Origin of the sequence: Apilactobacillus xinyiensis (genome assembly GCF_019656235.1) — a bacterium.
In the GTDB taxonomy this organism is placed as follows: domain Bacteria; phylum Bacillota; class Bacilli; order Lactobacillales; family Lactobacillaceae; genus Apilactobacillus; species Apilactobacillus xinyiensis.
Genome location: NZ_BPLL01000011.1, coordinates 31092 through 48441, shown reverse-complemented (window position 1 = coordinate 48441; position 17350 = coordinate 31092). Strand labels below are relative to the sequence as shown.

Sequence of the window (17350 nt, the reverse complement as noted above, 5' to 3'; positions counted from 1 at the left end):
GATTGAATATCGAAATCATTCCATGAAATTAAATATTTAATTTAGTAATAATTGTCTAACTTTTTTAAGGCACTTCATTATATCTCTAACTCTTTTATTTTTGTTTAGTATTTTTCAATAACATTGCCATCAATAATCCTATAAACTCAAGTGCAAAAAATACTATAAACACAACATGAAAACCACTTTGTTGGGCTAAATAATAGGAAATGCCATTACCAACCTTTAAATTAGTAATGTTAGTGTAGATTAGAGTAGCCACCAAAACTCCTGTAGATCCTAAAATTTGACGAAAAGTAGTAATAAAAGCTGTTCCATGTGAAATTAAATCTTTATCTAATGAATTAGCTCCCATCGTAACAGCTGGCATCATTACAAAAGCATTTCCACCCTCAATAATGGCTGCTATTAACATCATGGGTAATAGTTGAACTGTATTGCGACCTAATACAACTAATAAAAGCCAACCAAATAAGATCATTAACATTCCTGTCAACATTACTTTTTTAAATCCCCACTTATCAGCTAATTTACCAGTAAACGGATTTAATATACTTAAGAAGATAGCTCCAGGTGCTAATGCTAACCCTGACATAGACTTAGAAACGTCTAGAATCTCTTGGTAATATAGTGGAAAAATAATTGTTACTACAATTAAAGAAATATATGAAGCTGCTGTCAATCCTACAGACAAATCATAATTAAAGTTTTTCAGGACAGCCAAATTCAACAATGGATTAGGTAAATTTAACTGACGATATATAAACCAAATAATTGCAATTATACTAAGCACTAAAATAATTATAGTTGTAAACAAATTAACATTAGTTTTACCAATCATATTAATAACATATAAAAGGCCAATAAATCCTAATGATAATAAAACTGAAAACAAATCTAATTGGCTAGCTTTGTGAGGCATGATACTCTTAATTGTAAAGATAGCAACAATAAACAAAATAGAAATAACTAACATAAAGAAAATAAATAGGCCACGCCAAGTTGTAAAATGTAACACAATAGCTGAAATAATCGGTCCAGATGCTAAAGCTGACCCCATTACCAATCCAGCAAATCCCATTACACTGCCACGTTTTTCTTTAGGAGTTATGTATAACATTACTGATTGATATGAAGGAAATAGAATTCCAACTGAAACAGCTTCCATTGCCCTACCTAGCATCATCATTGGAAAATTAGGTGCTAAAACTACAATTAAGGTTCCTACGTCAAATAATGCTAATATGAATAAAAATAGATGTTTGAACTTAACATTATTCAATAACCATGGGCTAACCGGCATCATTACACACATAATTAACATAAATCCAGTTGTTAACCATTGAACTGTACTAGCATCAATTTTAAAATAACTCATTAAAGTGGGATAAGCCGTTGATATTGAAGATTGACTAATCGACATTGTAAAACTACCCAGCAATAAAACTAATATAAACAAATTAGTATGAAATTTATTAAGTTTATTTTCCAAAAAAACACCCCTTAATTATAATTTTTATAAACTAATAATCAATTTAATTTTATTCCTGTAAATTAGATATGTAAAATAATAAAGTCCACATTATAATGTGGACTTTATTATTAATTATTATCGAAAAGAAAACGACTCGTAAGTCTATCCACTACTGGATTACTGTGCAATCGACTATGTTGAGCGTTGTTACCATTAATTTGAATTCCTTGATAACCTTGAGCCTTATTATGAACCAAATACTGTAAAGAACGAGCTGATGGAATTGAAACGTAGCCATCTGAATTTGGCATTTTTCCATAGTTACCGTAGATATTCAATATTTGAACCCCTTTAGGAAAGTTTTTACACTCTTTTAATAGTTCACTATAAGCTGGATACCATTTGTTAGAAAGATTTTCATATTGAGGCTTACCATAACTATTAACAATTAAATTAGAATGCGGACGATCATTAATTCCAATAACCCCATTATATGGTCCGGCGATTGAAACAAATTTTTGCAATTGTGGCATATCACTATCATGACCATACAAAGCTGTAGTTTGCAAAATAGATACACAACCTGCGGAATGCCCAACTGCATTATAATTTTCATAATGGTACTTTTGTTTTAAATTAATTAAGATTTTGTGTAGCCAGTCTACCTGTTGTGAAACTGGTGCATCATTATTCTTAAAATTAACTTGTATTAATGGATTTTTCATATGCTTATCCAAATGGCCTTCATAACTAAGGTCACCATTTTTGGCAACGTAGACAATTAATGCCTTAGTTCCACCATCACGACTAGCTACTGTAACTAAGTGATTAGTTGATTTTAACGAACCATTTAAACCATGAACATAAATGGTTGGTGTCCCTATTCCCTGCTTGATACCATTTTTGATTAATTTGTCACTACGAAAAGCAAAAAAGATAGCAAAAATTCCAACTATTACAGTTAGAATACATAAAATCACATTGGTTCTCGCTGTTTTACTCACAAAAAATCCCCCTTGTATTTACATATTAATAATACTAAAAATTAATTGAAATTACACTAATTCCACAAGTTATTAATAAATTAGCAATATAATAAAAATTGTAGTAGATTAGAAGATAGGAAACCTATTAATAACGTTTCACTTAATGCAATAAAGGAGAATTGTTTTGATTACACTCAAATCACCAAGAGAAATTGAAATGATGGCTAAATCAGGTGCTGTTTTAGCTGGAGTTCACAAAGAATTACAAAAGATTATTAAACCCGGTTTAGATACCTGGGAAATTGAAGAATTAGCTAACAAATATATTACTGAACATGGTGCCCGTCCTTCTGAAAAAGGTTTTGATGGTTACAAATTTGGTACTTGTATTTCAATTAATGATGAAGTTGCACATGGTATTCCACGTAAGGGCTTATTATTAAAAGAAGGCGATGTCCTAAAAGTTGATATGACCGTTAACAAAGATGGCTTTGAAAGTGATTCATGCTGGACATATGCTGTTGGAAAAATTTCTGAAGAAAACAAGAAATTAATGCAAGTATGTCACGATGCTTTATATCGTGGTATTGACCAAGCTGTAATTGGTAATCGCTTAGGTGATATCGGTTTTGCTTGCCAAGACTACATTGAAAACCAAAATCATATGGGTGATGTCCGTGAATTAATTGGTCATGGAATTCAACCCACAATGCACGAAAAGCCAAACGTTCCTGCATATGGAGAAAAAGGTCAAGGAATGCGTTTACGCGAAGGTATGACCATTACCATTGAACCAATGGTTAACTTAGGAACTTGGGAAATTACTGATCGTTATGACAAAAAAGACGATTGGACTTACTACGTTTCAGCTGATGGTACTAACTCAGCTCAATATGAACATACAATTGCCATCACCAAAGATGGTCCTAAAATTTTAACATCTCAAGACCACGTTGCTGATGCTAAATACATGCTATAAAAATTAAAAACAGTGTTGATTTTTCAATCAACACTGTTTTTTTAATCTTTTTCAACAATCGTTTCTTTGTTAACATCTTTTTTAGCTTTTCGACGAATAATAGGTACTCGGCGATATTTTACTGATTCATCTTTACTAATCATTTTAAAGACTGACATCAAAATCAACAAACAAACAAACATTAGTGGGAAACCTGCAATCGTACAGAAAGTTTGAACAGTTTCAAATCCTCCAACTAGCACTAAACTAAATGAAAAGATGATGAATATAAATACCCAAGTCATTCGGTTTAGTCGACTAGGTTCTTGACCTTGTTTTAATCTCAAACTAGTAAATGATGATAAAACAAACGCTGATGACGAAATTGTGGTTGCTAAGAATATAAAACAAGATACACAATAAATTGCAAACATAATGTACTTCATAGGTAACGTTGAAATAACTGCAGAGATAACTTCAGCCTGACCTTGTGTGTTTAAAATGTGCACTAAATCAACTGTACCGGTTTTTTGCAACCATAATGAATATCCACCTAAAATGGCATAAAAACTCATACATCCCAAAGCTCCATATGTTAACATCCCAACTAAAACTTGTCGGATCGTACGACCACGAGAAATTCTAGCTATGAATAAACCCATAAACGGCATGTAAGATAACCACCAACCCCAATAAAAAATGGTTTGTTGTTGAGCTATTCCGGGATGACCATTAGGAACCGTATTTAAACTCATTGGAATAAATTTTTGAATTAATAAACCAAAACTATTAGTTTCAGAATTTAAAATATAAACTGTCGGACCGACTAATAACACAATTGCTAAGAAAATAATTGCAGTCCAAATATGCGCATTACTTAACTTATCAATTCCACCGTTCAAGCCACGAAAGACGGTAACTGAAAAAATAACAAATAAAATTGCAAACAGTTCAACTTTTAACATTAAATTATCTGGAATCCCAGTCAGTGAACTTAAAACATTAGAAATAACAGGAATTTCCATTCCTACTGATGCTCCTACACCACCCATGATACCGAAGACAACTAAAATATTTACAATTTGTTTAGCTGTTCGTTTCCACATTTCATCGCCATCTAAGATGGTAATTGCATCACTTAAAGATTGGATTTGACGATGGTTGTTATACATCATGTAACCAATAGCTATCGTGGGTGCTCCAAACATTAGCCATGCCATTGGGCCCCAATTAAACTGACCATACATATGTGCCAAATTATAGGCAGATTCAGAAAAAGGCTTAACTCCACCAGTGGGATGTTGTACATATCTCAATGGATCAACCATACTTAACATTAAGATACTAGCATCAATTGCTGTAGCAAATACCATGCTACCCCACTGAAAGTTACTATATGTAGGTTTTTCTTCCTTTTTGCCTAATCTGATATTTCCGTATTTACTAAAGATAACATAAGCGAAAAATACAAAGTTAATTGCATACACCCACATGTATCCCCACCCCATTTGAGTGGTAATCCAATTCAAAATAGAATTTAGAAAACCTTGTAGAGAGGAACCGCCAGCCATTAGTAATCCAGAAACTATGATAAATAATACTACAGTAGGAATAAAGACGAGCTTGTCAATATTTTTACTTTTTAAAATAATAATCCTCCTCAGAATATTAAAAACTTTATACACAAAAAGCCATACAAATAGGATCGTAATAACGAGCCATCTGTATAGCTTTTTTAAGGTCATACAAATGCTAAAATTCAATAACTTTTAGATTTCAATTATTATTATACACATATAAAAAAATATGTAAAATGCTAAAAAGCCCAGAAATCAACATTTATAACTATTAATCGATTGTTTTTATAACTTTAGCCGGATTCCCTACAATAACTACATTATCACCAAATGATTTGGTTACAACTGAACCAGCTCCAACTACAACATTATCACCCAAAGTTACTCCTGGTAATATTGTAACGTGACCACCCATCCAACAATTATTACCAATTGTGATAGGTTTACCTAATTCAACGTCAGCTAATCTTTGCTTAGGGTCTAAAGGATGTACAGGTGTATATAAGCCTACATCTGGTCCAAAATAGCAGTGATTACCAATTGTAATGGGACAAGTATCCAGTAGTGTTAAATGATAATTAGCGTAAAATTCATCACCAATATGAATATTATATCCATAGTCAAATTCTATGCCTGTTTCGATAAATAAATCTTTTCCACAGTCACCAAACAACTTAGCTAAATGTTCATTTGATTTAATATTGTCACCGTAGGCATTAATCTTTTGAAGTTCTTTTCTGATATATTTTCTTCTGGCTTGCAGTTCTGGATCAAACTGTTTGTATGGATCACCATTAGTCATTTTTTCTCGTTCCGTTAACATAGAAACACTTCCTATAATAATTTATATCTAGTATATCATTTATTTATACAAACCTAATTTTCGTAAATTTTCTTTGATACTTTTAACTGAACTAGAATCGTTTAAATTTCTAGATTCGTCTTTTACATTATTCTTTTTATTTAAAACCGGTTTAGATACATTCAATTTCATGTTATCCATAGTTTGATTTAATAAAGAATCCACAAAGTTATTTCCTTCATTATTAGCATGGCCCTTAGTCCACGTAAAATCAATATGGCTAAATTCACCTAACAAAACATCTAATTGCTTAAATAGTGCTAAATTTTTAATTTCAGCGCCGTTGCTTTTTTTCCAGCCACGTCTTTTCCAACCATTTAGCCAACCTTTAGTGATGGAGTCTAATACATATTTGGAATCCAAGACACATTGAATACTACTTTTCGTATAATTTCTAGTTTGTAAAAATGTTAAGGCATTAATCAATGCCATTATTTCCATTCGATTATTAGTTGCACCAAACTCACCAGCTGAGTCAGAGTATTTGTATTGTTTATGTAAAATTAGGTACGCCCAGGCTGCTTTATCATCAGCTTTTACATGTTGACCGGCCACATTACCATTATTTCTAGAACCACCATCTGTATATACAACAAATTCATAATCTTTATTTTTATTAAGTGTACGTGATGTCTTAGAAGAACTACTTACTTTTTTACGACCTATAAAATCTTCAGCTTCTGCCAAAGTTTTGAAACTTTTATATATGGCTCCGGAAAATCCCTTTACTTGCTTTTCAGTTTCAGACCAAGTTGAAAAAATTCCTTTTTTGCGACCATTTTTAACCGCATAAAATTTTTTACTTGCCAAAAAATCACTCCTAAAAATTTTATAGTATACAAAAAAAGACTCAGTCATTACTGAGTCTAAAAAAATTATTTAGCTGGTTTTGACTTCAAAAATCTTTGTAAGTCAGAAACTTCTTTTTGTTTTTTGTTACGTTTTTTGGCGTTGATAGGACGACGTCCTTGAACACCGTTTGGATGACATTGTCTCATTTCGATTACTCCTTTACATAACTTAACTCTAGTCATTATAATACAAAATCGACTACTAACGCAAATTACTTTTAATCACTATTATTATATATATATTGGATAAAAATGCAAGTACATGTTAATATACTATTAAAAATAGATTAGAAGGTGCTAATTATGGTTAACGAATATCCACAGGCTCTAACAATTGCTGGATCAGATAGTGACGGCAGTGCTGGTATGCAAGCTGATTTACATACATTTTTTGTAAGAAAAGTATATGGAATGTCAGTTATAACAGCGTGTGTAGCAGGAAATTCATATGGAATTCATGACAGCGTCAATATGCCCGAACATTTTATCAATCAAGAATTTAAAGATTTAGATGACGATTTTGATATTAAGGCAGCTAAGACTGGAATGCTATCTGACGCGAAATTAATTAACATCGTGGTTGATAATTATAAAAAATATAATTTTGGTCCACTAATCGTTGACCCAGTAATCGTTACTAAGCATGGGGCTATGTTATTGGAAACCAAGGCATTTGAAACTTTAAAAGAAAAATTAGTTCCATTAGCCACCGTAATCACCCCTAATTTTTATGAAGCTGAAAAATTAGCCGATATGACAATCAATAATGATAAAGATGTTGAAAAATCCGCGCAAATTTTAAAAAACATGGGTGCCAAAAATGTAATTATCAAAGGCAAACATGTTGCTGGAGAAACTAAAGAAGTTAAAGACTATGTCTTATTAGAATCCGGAGAAGATTTCTGGATAACTGGTCCTTACTATGATACTACCCATAAAAATGGAACTGGTGATTCTCTTTCTGCAGCGATTACAGCAGAAATTGCTAAGGGAAAATCAGTCAAAGAGGCCATTATCATTGCTGATGAATTTGTAGATGCTGCGATTAAGAATGGCATCGAAGTTGGGCATAAATTTGGTCCAATTAATCATTGGGCAGCCACTAAATTAGATAAATAAAAAATATGCTGTATCTAAAATGATGCAGCATATTTTTTTACCATTTATCAGGACTCCAAGTTCTACCATCTAACTCATCTTGTAACTGTTGAATCCGCTTATCTTGTTCACGTATCAAACACTTAGTATGTTCTAATAAAGCGCGATTGGTAAAACTAGTTTCGTCTTTTTTTAGCTTATCAACTTCTTCATCAAACCAACTTTTATCAGTCATTATTCATCCTCTTCTTTTTTTATCATCGATAATTCCCAATTAAGTTCATCTAATTTATCATAGTTATTTTGTAATTGATCAATTAACATATCCATGCTGTTCTTTTTAGAATCTTTTAAATTTTGACGAATTAATTGTAATTGTTCAATGTACCATAACTGTTTACTTTTAAAACTATTTAAATGACTATTAGTCAAATAATTGCGATACTTGACGAGTAATGAAACCTTTTCATGTTCAGTTAAATAATTAAACTGAGAAATAGAAAATACGGGTAAAAATTTCATACCTGCCTTATGCGCTAGTGCATGATACGGTTTCATCAATTCATCAATAGTAAAAGCTTCATTATGACCATCATGATAATGATAAATAGGTTCACCTAGTGTAGTTACTATTCCTAATTCTTTACCATTTAAAACCCCATCTTCATTTTTATAAGTAAATGCTCTAGTTAAAACATCATCTTCATACTGTTTTAAAATAGCTGGCGCACTATACCAATAAAGTGGAAACTGGAATACAATTCTTTCATATTTCGATAAACGTTCTTGTTCCTTAATTACATCAAAATTATAACTGGGATACTCGCGATTTAAAACTAACCAATCAACACTATCAATGTCTTTTTGACATGATTTTAAAAATCCTTGAGTCATCGAATTGTCATACTTTGGATGTGCAATAATTACTAAAGTTTTCATTCGATATCTCCTTCTGGAATTATTAACTCCTTATCAATACATTTTAATTGAATTCCAATCAAAATAACACCATTAAGCCTAAAACTTAATGGTGTTATTTCTTTTTATTCAGGTTTAGATGAAGTTAAAGATAAACTACTCCAGAATTCAGTAGCATTAGGTCTTGCATCATAACCTTTTACACGTTTATTAACAGGTGTCCATGAAAGACTCATTGAAGTTGGTATATATGCAGCTTGATCTTGCATGTATGTTTGCCAATCTTTAAATTGTTTTGCACGATAACTGTCATTCCATGCTTTCGAATTATTCATATCGTTCAATAATTGTGTATTCTTCTTAGTTGCAAAGTGCGCCATGTTAAATGATGCACCTTCACCAAATATTCCGGTAGGTGTAGGTTCAGATGAAACTCCAAATGCACCAGAAAATACATCAAATTGATTTTGTTTAGGTTTATCCAAAATAGCATAAAACTTATTCATATCCATTGGACGTCCACCGGCAAATTGAGCATTTAAGCCTAGTTTTCTCCATTGTTGCAAGTAATAATTATCTTGTGCTTCAATAGCTGGAGTTGAAGTCATTGTTCCATAATTAATAGTTAAAGGCTTACCATTTGGTTGAACACGCCATTTACCTTTCTTCTTGTAGCCCGCTTGATCTAATAATTGATTAGCTTTCTTCATATCTAACATGTAGCGTGGTGATTTACTGTTGTAGTATTTCTTGTAGTATGGAGAAATTAATGAATTTGGATACCAAGCTAATCCATTATTAAATTTCTTACGTAAAGCTCCAATATCTAGCGAGTATAGCATTGCTTGACGTAATTTTAAATTAGCCATTTTAGATTTCGAATCCATCACATTCTTTTGGGTCTTGGTATCCATATGGCCTAAATTAAATGCCAAGTAGTTATAACCTGTCCCCATCGTTCCAACAGTTGTGTAATCGCTAAGTTTACTTACTTGAGGGTATTCAGTACTAATTCCACCACTAATTGAAAAATCGAACTGTTTAGATTTTAGTGAACTAACAAAGTTACTATCATTAACAACTTGAATATCGATATGTTTAATTTGAGCTTTCTTACCATAGTAATATTGGTTTGGAACCCATGAAGTAGATTCACCGACTACTTGTTTGCTCATTTTGTATGGACCAGCCCAAAGTGGATTCTTACGAACTTGTGCAGATGAACCTAATTTAGCAATTGGCACATTTTTAATGTATTCGTAAGGTTCAATAGATCCCCACATGTATGAGTTACCACCATATTGTAATGATGGAGCAAATTTGTTGTAGTGAATAACTACTTTGTTACCTTTAGGACCATCTGGCATCGTAATCCCAGAAATAGTCTTAGCTTTACCAGCATGGTATGCTGCCATTCCGTCAATAGCTTGCCAATCATCAGAATATTGTTGAGAAGTAGTATCCTTAGATGCAATAATTTCATAAGGATATTCTACGTCCTTAGCTGTAATTTTTGATCCATTCGACCATTTAGCATTATCACGTAGCGTAATGGTTGCGGTTTTTTTATCTTTATCTAAACTAAGATTGGCTAACCCACCATCAACTACTTTATTATCCGCATCAGTTTTAAATAGAGATACACTTCCTGGTGCATAGACATCCATATCTTCACCATTAGTTTGCAAAGATGGTGACGTCATCCCAACGAATGGTGATGAATTGTATTCAGCAACTTTCAAGGTCCCATTATTATATGTAGACGTAGATTTTGCTTTGTTATCATAGTAATCTGACATTTTTACTGACGGTTTTAAGCCTGATTTGGCTTCATTATTGCCGCCACCATTTGAACATGCAGCTAGTGTTAAGGCCGAAACCATTGTAATTCCAGCTGCTAGCCATTTTTTATATGCTTTCATAATAAAATTCCCCCTAATTGTTTAAAACTTAAATTAACAAACCATCACCACCTTTAATGATTTTAAATTAAATTAATCGGTACTACGTCTTTGTGTAGAATTAGTAGCTCTACGTAAAGCTGCTCCAATGTAACTAATTGCTAAACATAATAAGATGATTTCGATTGTGGCTGGTAACCAAGTCCACCAGTAAATAGTAATGTTATCAGCGTCATTAGCATTCGCAATCAAAGTTCCCAATGAAGGTGTACCAACTGGTAATCCGAATCCTAAATAAGAAAGGCCGGTTTCTACTCCAATGTTTTCTGCAAATGAAATTGTTGTATCAACAATGATTAATGAAGAAATATTGGGCATGATTTGTTTAAAAATAATTTTCAGATTGCTACTACCTGAAGTTTTAGATGCTGAAACATAATCTTTTTGTGATTCAGCCAAAACTTGTGAACGAATTAATCGCTGTGTTCCCATCCAATAAAATAAGGAAAGTAATAATGTCAAAGTAATTGCATTATAGTTTGGAATGATGTTAACAATTTCAATGATGATCATAAATGATGGAATAATCATCATGAAATCGTAGACTCTTTGCATTGATAAATCAGTAACTCTACCAAAATATCCTGAAATTAAACCATAGCAAATTCCAAAAGCTGAAGATATTACAGTTAAACCTAAGGCAATTAAAATTGAATTTCTAGAACCCACAATTAGTTGTTCTAATATCGGTCTACCGCCTGCATCAGCTCCCAATAAGAAATTAGAAGTAAATGGTTTTGCAAAATAATTCATAATGTTAGTTTGCATCATTTGTGAAACGTTAATAAACATCGAACCTACAATGACAAATACAATGAATGCAACTAAGAATATTAATGAAAATAATGCCATTTTGTCAGCTTTAAATTCTTTCCAAATAATTTTAAAAGTAGATGGTGTAGCGTTATTTTTAGCTTCATCAGATAGTTTAATTAAATCTTCTTTAGAAAGTTGCGCACCCGTTTCTAAACTTTTTTGCATTAAAAGTACCTCCTATTCCACTCGAATTCTTGGATCAACAACACTTAATGCTATATCTGATATTAAAGTACCCAGTAAGCTTAAGAATCCATACAAAAGCACTAATGCGGTCATAACTGTGTAGTCACGGAAGTTAACTGCATTTAAGAACAATAGCCCCATTCCTGGATAAGAGAAGATTTGTTCTGTAAATAAAGAACCACCTAGCACTCCTACAATTGAATATCCAGCAAAAGCAGCAATTGGTAGAAAGGCATTTCGCATAATATGATGCTTGTAGATGTCTTTCATAGGTACCCCTTTAGCCTGAGCAGTCTTCACATAGTTAGATTTTCTAGCATCAATGACTCCTGAACGAAGATATTGTGTAATACCTGAAGTCGCAAATAATGCTCCTAGAGTTGCTGGTAAAATCATATGATAAATTTTAGATAATACCACTGGAAGAAATCCACTAGCACTAGGTGAAACTGATCCATTAGTTGGGAATAGGTTCAAATCATATCCAAAAATCCAACAACCAATAACTAATACTACGAAAAATGGAATTGACATAGTAACATAAGTGTAAATTCTTACTAATGCATCTTGTAGCTTACCTTCATGGCGACCAGCATATAGTCCCATTGGTAATCCAATTGCATACGTCATAACCATTGTTAATAATGATAACCAGAAAGTGTTAACCGCTCTTTCTGCAATTAAACGAGTTACTGGTTCTTGATATTGGTAACTATTTCCTAAATTACCGTGGAATAATGAAACTACCCAGTTCCAATATTGTTGATACCATGGGTCATATAATCCATTAATTCTCATTAAATGATGAATTTGTGACATCGAAGCTTTTGGGTTAATTGACCCTGTAAATGGGTCTCCAGGTAATTGCTTAGAAATTACAAAGACAATCACACTTAAAATTATTAATTCTGGAATCATTATTAAAATTCGTCTTAAAATTGTTTTCCACATATCTAATCACTTACCTCCCCAGAGCCACTTTTTAATAAATTGACCCTACTTTTTGGAATAGCAGCAAAATGTGTTTCAGATATTTTTTGCAAAGGCAAAGCTTCGCCTTTTTCATCATAATATTCTGATTTATGATCTTGATACATCTTTTCAACTGCTAAACGATTTTCATGATGTGCTTTTCTTTGATTAACATTAGTTTCGGGGATAGCTGCTAAAAGTCGTTTAGTATAAATGTGCATTGGATGATTATAAATATCATCTTTGGTCCCAACTTCAACTAGTCGTCCACGATTCATGATGGCTATATGATTACACATGTGTCTAACCACCCCTAAGTCATGGGAAATAAATAAATAAGATATGTTAAATTTCTCTTGTATCTTTTTCATAAAGTTAAGTACTTGGGCTTGAACTGATAAATCCAAAGCCGATACCGGTTCATCAGCAACAATTAATTTTGGATGCGTAGCGACCGCTCTGGCAACTCCAATTCTTTGTCTTTGACCACCCGAAAATTGATGTGGATATTTATACAAAGCTTCTGGCCCTAAACCAACAATGTCTAAAAGCTGTATCACCCTGATTTTTTCTTCTTCTTTAGATAATTTTTCAAAGTTACGTAAAGGTTCAGCAATAATATCAGCAATTCTTTTTTCTGGGTTTAAACTTAATTGTGGATCTTGAAATATCATTTGAACTTCTCGGTTATATTTCAATTTTCGTCTAGTAGATTTTTTAGTAATATCCATTCCTTGATAATAGATATTTCCCTTTGTAGCATCTTCTAATCCTACAATTGCTTTACCAGTCGTTGATTTACCAGAACCAGATTCTCCAATCAAGCCATATGTATCACCTTGATGAATCGTAATACTTACACCATCTACCGCTTTTACATTATCAACAATGCGGTTCCAAAAACCACCTCTAACAGGATAATGAACTCTTAAATTATTAACTTTTAATAATTCCTTATTTTTCATATAAAATACCTTCTTTAATTACTCATTGGGAAAATGGAAATTCTTATAACATGTACATCTTACCCAATGATGATTTTCTACTTCATGCATCTTCGGATTTTCTTCATGTTCAGATGAAGGAATCCATGGAATTCTAGGTGCAAATCGGTCACCTTTTTCAGGCATCTTCTTTAAAGAAGGTACGCTACCTTCAATTACATATAACTCATCACCTTCATTATCTTTTTGTGGCATTGAACGAAGTAACGAACGCGTATAAGGATGCATTGGATGGTTGAATATTTCTTCAACTGAAGCTAATTCTACAATTTGTCCTGCATACATAACTGCTACACGATCTGCTGTTTCTGCGACTACTCCTAAATCATGAGTAATCAAAATAATTCCACAATGATTAGTTTTTTGAATATCTTTTAATAAATCTAGAATTTGTGCCTGAATTGTTACATCTAATGCAGTTGTGGGCTCATCAGCAATAATTAAATCCGGCTCACAAGCAATTGCCATTGCAATTACAACTCTTTGACGCATTCCACCAGATAATTGATGTGGAAATTGATGTGCGGTTAATTTTGGATTTACGATGCCTACTTTATCTAAGAGATCTAATACTCTTTGATATCTTTTATCAGCGTTATCATCGGTATGATAGACTAACGATTCAGCAACTTGATCTTCAATTCGCTTTAATGGATCTAAGGCAGACAATGGATCTTGAAATATCATGCCAATTTTAACTCCACGAATTTCATTTATTTTTTTCTCATTTAAATTTAATAAGTTTTGACCTTCAAAAATAATTTGACCTTCACTTTTTGCTTCTTTGCTATTTTGGAGTCGCATAATGGTTTCAGCTAAAGTTGATTTACCACAACCTGATTCACCTACTAATGAGAGAATTTCATTTCTTTTAACGTTAAGATTAACGTCTGAAATAGCTTTATAGAATTTACCATCAATTTTAAATGCGGTACTAACATTTTGTACATCTAACACTGATTCACTCACTATAACTTCCTCCTTTTCGAAACATTATTTATCAATTCAATAAATTTTAATGTAATTCTAATCTTAATTTAATCTAATTTCAACACTTTTTTATAAAAAACTTTATTAATGAATAAAATATAAGCATATATTTGACATTATTCAGTTTATGATATATAGTAATACCAATGTGTTAGATAGGTTCGAGTTAAAGGTTACTTGTTTTATATGTTTTATGAAATAACTTCCTTAAACGATTCAAGCTTTATTATGATACATTAGAAATTTATAGCGCTATGCGCAATGGAGGTTTCATATTATGAAACAAGGTACTGTTAAATGGTTCAACGCTGATAAAGGTTACGGATTTATTACTACTGAAGATGGCGATGTATTCGTTCACTTCTCAGCTATCAACAAAGAAGGTTTCAAGACTTTAGAAGAAGGCGAAAAGGTTACATTGGACGTTGAAGAAGGCGACCGTGGCCCACAAGCTGCTAACGTTACTCCTGTTGAAGGTTAATTCGTTAGATAATAAAAAAGAGTTATCGTTAATTCGATAGCTCTTTTTTTGTGCAAAAATTAATTTATTTTAAAATGCATATATTTAGACACGAAAATAACTAATGACTGTATGGGTTCTTTCATACCATCTTCGGTCCAGGTAATAATAATTTCAGTTAAACCTCCGGCAATCAAAGACACTAATAGTTTGGAAGATTGTTCCCGTGTTTCTAATACTTGTTCATTGATCAAGGTTGAAATATAATGTTTTAATTTTTCTAACAAAAACATTGATAAATTATTTTTAATGATTATTTCCATCATAGTTTGATCTTCTTTAATTAATTCAAAAAAAATTGTGGCAATATCAGTTAAATTGTGAGAATGACTAGTTGCTAACCTTTGTACAAAAGTTGTAAAAGCACTATCAAATCGATACGTTAATACATCTTTTTTACTATGAAAATTACGGTAATAAGTCATTCGAGATACCCCTGCATCTGAACAGATGTCTTTTACGTTAATATCTTCGAAAGGTTTAGTTTTTAATAATTCGAACATAGATGTAACTATTTTATTTTTTGTAGAAAATTTATCTTTCATTATTTTGCCCCAATTCAATAATACTTAACAATAATTAATTATTAGATTGATTAAAAGTCGTAAAGTAATAATACACCAAAATTATTGTGAGCATTTTTTTATACATTTTTTAAAATAGAACTATAATAGAAATTGAGCTTACATATAAACAAGGAGGAATTTAATTATGGCAGAAACTGCAGAAGAAAAACTTGAAGAAAAAACAAAGGTATTAGATACACCAATGAATGAAGAATTTGACTGGTCAACTGACAAGACACCAGTTCGTGATGCTTTATGGAATCACTACATGGAAAACAACAACAAAGACACTATGAAGACTGAATCCGAAATGGAAAAGTACTTAGACATGAGTAATGAAGATGTCAAAAAAGCTTCTGTAGATCTATTAAAGAAATAATGTTTTAATTTTTAATTTCGACGCTCCTGTTTTTATAAGAAACGTTTAAGTAAGCTCAACTTAAATTATAAATTAAATAGAAACGCCAACAAATGGAACTTGATGTCTTAAGCTAGACATTGAGTTCTTTTTTCAGTTCTTTTAACAATTGATCATCAACATATTCAGTTGTAAATCTTTGCAATGGCGTATATTCATGACGATGGTTAAATTTAACATCATAAACAGCCACTACCGCAACCATCATGTTATTTTCAGTTAGAAATAATTGACCCAGTTGTTTAAATTTTCCCTTGGTATGCTTACCTGTTCGCCAATTATGAAATTTATATTCACCGTTTTCATCTTTTTTTACTATGTATTGTCCAGACGCATCACTTTCTACTGGCACCCCTACATAGCGATGAACTTCATATTTGCCTTTAATACTAATCATTCCTTTAACTTGTAATAACTAAATTCTATCATTAAAGCTGTTACAATACATTATTTTTAGATAAGTAAATATGATGTATAATAATACTACAATAATATGGGAGATGTTAACATTAAGGATAAAAACACCTTACAATCAAGAATTATCGCTTTAATATGTGGTTTAATACTAAATTCATTTGGAAATGCATTAACTATCGTTTCTAGTTGCGGATCTGGCATATGGACCGCCGCAGCAGTTAATATTAATAAACTGTTAGGCTTTGACCTTGGAATTCTTATTTTCACTTTTGGGGTTATAAACGCTTTAACCAATCAAATTTTACTAAGAAGAATTGATATCCCAAGATTTGTTGAAGAAATTGTATTTATTTCTGGATTCAGTTACTTCATTAACATTTTTACTAAACTATTTACTAACTTAGGATGGGAAAATAATGCCCTTTGGATTAGAGTAATTATGTCTATTATTGGAGTAGCTTGTTTCTGTACTGCAATCTCACTATATCAAAGAGCTAACATTTTTATGCATCCAAACGATGATACCACTAATATTTTAAGATTTAAGTTCCTTAATGGTAGTGCCATCTTATCACAATTAATTGATATGTTACCGCCAATCATAATCATTATTATATGCTCGATTCCACTAGGACGCGTATATTCAGTTGGTGTTGGAACTATTTTTTCTGTGTTGTGCAATGGAATTTTAATTCAAAATGCAGATAAATTTGTATTTCCTAGTTTAAAACATAATAAAAATATCAATGAAGAAATACAAAACAAAAGAGAATGAT

Annotated in this window: 20 protein-coding genes; 5 read left to right on the top strand and 15 right to left on the bottom strand. The window is 31.9% G+C overall.

The genetic code is table 11. The annotated features are described in order from the left end of the window. Window positions 1-94: 94 nt before the first annotated feature. Window positions 95-1492 carry an MFS transporter gene (locus K5Q11_RS03825; protein WP_251067904.1) on the bottom strand — a complete coding sequence of 466 codons (1398 nt, stop codon included), beginning with the start codon at window positions 1490-1492 and terminating at the stop codon, window positions 95-97. A gap of 110 nt (window positions 1493-1602) precedes the next feature. Beyond that, complete coding sequence (locus K5Q11_RS03820) at window positions 1603-2478, bottom strand: alpha/beta hydrolase (RefSeq protein ID WP_220751290.1); 876 nt, start codon at window positions 2476-2478, stop codon at window positions 1603-1605. 166 nt (window positions 2479-2644) lie between these two features. Here K5Q11_RS03820 and map point away from each other — a divergent pair, with 166 nt between their 5' ends. Beyond that, on the top strand, window positions 2645-3439 hold the full coding sequence (gene map, locus K5Q11_RS03815; protein WP_220751289.1) for a type I methionyl aminopeptidase: 795 nt from the start codon (window positions 2645-2647) through the stop codon (window positions 3437-3439). A 41-nt stretch (window positions 3440-3480) separates the two neighbouring features. Here the strand turns inward: map and K5Q11_RS03810 are convergent, their stop codons facing one another. From K5Q11_RS03810 to K5Q11_RS07535, 4 genes are all read right to left on the bottom strand, one after another. Continuing rightward, window positions 3481-5031 carry a BCCT family transporter gene (locus K5Q11_RS03810; RefSeq protein WP_285289890.1) on the bottom strand — a complete coding sequence of 517 codons (1551 nt, stop codon included), beginning with the start codon at window positions 5029-5031 and terminating at the stop codon, window positions 3481-3483. A gap of 235 nt (window positions 5032-5266) precedes the next feature. Then, on the bottom strand, window positions 5267-5818 hold the full coding sequence (locus K5Q11_RS03805; protein ID WP_220751287.1) for a sugar O-acetyltransferase: 552 nt from the start codon (window positions 5816-5818) through the stop codon (window positions 5267-5269). 39 nt (window positions 5819-5857) lie between these two features. After that, window positions 5858-6667 carry a ribonuclease H family protein gene (locus K5Q11_RS03800; RefSeq protein WP_248601561.1) on the bottom strand — a complete coding sequence of 270 codons (810 nt, stop codon included), beginning with the start codon at window positions 6665-6667 and terminating at the stop codon, window positions 5858-5860. 65 nt (window positions 6668-6732) lie between these two features. Then, window positions 6733-6855, bottom strand: coding sequence for a hypothetical protein (locus tag K5Q11_RS07535; protein ID WP_269147720.1), 123 nt, complete (start codon window positions 6853-6855; stop codon window positions 6733-6735). Between the two features lie 156 nt (window positions 6856-7011). Here K5Q11_RS07535 and thiD point away from each other — a divergent pair, with 156 nt between their 5' ends. Then, a complete protein-coding gene (gene thiD / locus K5Q11_RS03795; protein ID WP_220751285.1) occupies window positions 7012-7827 on the top strand; it encodes a bifunctional hydroxymethylpyrimidine kinase/phosphomethylpyrimidine kinase in 816 nt (271 codons plus the stop codon). A gap of 37 nt (window positions 7828-7864) precedes the next feature. Here the strand turns inward: thiD and K5Q11_RS03790 are convergent, their stop codons facing one another. The 7 genes from K5Q11_RS03790 to K5Q11_RS03760 form a co-directional block, all read right to left on the bottom strand. Beyond that, window positions 7865-8041: a hypothetical protein gene (locus K5Q11_RS03790; RefSeq protein WP_220728396.1), complete on the bottom strand. Its 177-nt coding sequence runs from the start codon at window positions 8039-8041 to the stop codon at window positions 7865-7867. Beyond that, window positions 8041-8745: an NAD(P)H-dependent oxidoreductase gene (locus K5Q11_RS03785; protein WP_220751284.1), complete on the bottom strand. Its 705-nt coding sequence runs from the start codon at window positions 8743-8745 to the stop codon at window positions 8041-8043. The genes K5Q11_RS03790 and K5Q11_RS03785 overlap by 1 nt, the downstream gene beginning before the upstream one ends. Before the next feature lie 104 nt (window positions 8746-8849). Beyond that, window positions 8850-10646: an ABC transporter substrate-binding protein gene (locus K5Q11_RS03780; RefSeq protein WP_220751283.1), complete on the bottom strand. Its 1797-nt coding sequence runs from the start codon at window positions 10644-10646 to the stop codon at window positions 8850-8852. Between the two features lie 72 nt (window positions 10647-10718). Beyond that, window positions 10719-11666 carry an ABC transporter permease gene (locus K5Q11_RS03775; RefSeq protein ID WP_220751282.1) on the bottom strand — a complete coding sequence of 316 codons (948 nt, stop codon included), beginning with the start codon at window positions 11664-11666 and terminating at the stop codon, window positions 10719-10721. Between the two features lie 12 nt (window positions 11667-11678). Further along, window positions 11679-12638, bottom strand: coding sequence for an ABC transporter permease (locus tag K5Q11_RS03770; RefSeq protein WP_220751281.1), 960 nt, complete (start codon window positions 12636-12638; stop codon window positions 11679-11681). Window positions 12639-12640: 2 nt separating this feature from the next. Beyond that, the gene (locus tag K5Q11_RS03765; protein ID WP_220751280.1) at window positions 12641-13624 is read right to left on the bottom strand and encodes an ATP-binding cassette domain-containing protein; all 984 of its coding nucleotides are present in this window, start codon (window positions 13622-13624) and stop codon (window positions 12641-12643) included. Window positions 13625-13642: 18 nt separating this feature from the next. Continuing rightward, a complete protein-coding gene (locus tag K5Q11_RS03760; RefSeq protein WP_220751292.1) occupies window positions 13643-14635 on the bottom strand; it encodes an ABC transporter ATP-binding protein in 993 nt (330 codons plus the stop codon). 295 nt (window positions 14636-14930) lie between these two features. Here K5Q11_RS03760 and K5Q11_RS03755 point away from each other — a divergent pair, with 295 nt between their 5' ends. Beyond that, complete coding sequence (locus tag K5Q11_RS03755) at window positions 14931-15134, top strand: cold-shock protein (protein ID WP_220728402.1); 204 nt, start codon at window positions 14931-14933, stop codon at window positions 15132-15134. A 59-nt stretch (window positions 15135-15193) separates the two neighbouring features. Here the strand turns inward: K5Q11_RS03755 and K5Q11_RS03750 are convergent, their stop codons facing one another. Further along, the gene (locus K5Q11_RS03750) at window positions 15194-15718 is read right to left on the bottom strand and encodes a TetR/AcrR family transcriptional regulator (RefSeq protein WP_220728403.1); all 525 of its coding nucleotides are present in this window, start codon (window positions 15716-15718) and stop codon (window positions 15194-15196) included. 166 nt (window positions 15719-15884) lie between these two features. Here K5Q11_RS03750 and K5Q11_RS03745 point away from each other — a divergent pair, with 166 nt between their 5' ends. After that, window positions 15885-16118, top strand: a complete 234-nt coding sequence (locus K5Q11_RS03745; protein ID WP_220751279.1) for a P8 family protein — start codon at window positions 15885-15887, stop codon at window positions 16116-16118. Window positions 16119-16230: 112 nt separating this feature from the next. Here K5Q11_RS03745 and K5Q11_RS03740 read toward each other — a convergent pair whose 3' ends face one another. Next, a complete protein-coding gene (locus K5Q11_RS03740) occupies window positions 16231-16545 on the bottom strand; it encodes a DUF7671 family protein (RefSeq protein WP_373310672.1) in 315 nt (104 codons plus the stop codon). Between the two features lie 105 nt (window positions 16546-16650). On the opposite strand from K5Q11_RS03740, the gene K5Q11_RS03735 reads away from it, so the two are divergent. Continuing rightward, complete coding sequence (locus K5Q11_RS03735) at window positions 16651-17349, top strand: DUF6198 family protein (RefSeq protein WP_282575966.1); 699 nt, start codon at window positions 16651-16653, stop codon at window positions 17347-17349. Window position 17350 lies beyond the last annotated feature (1 nt).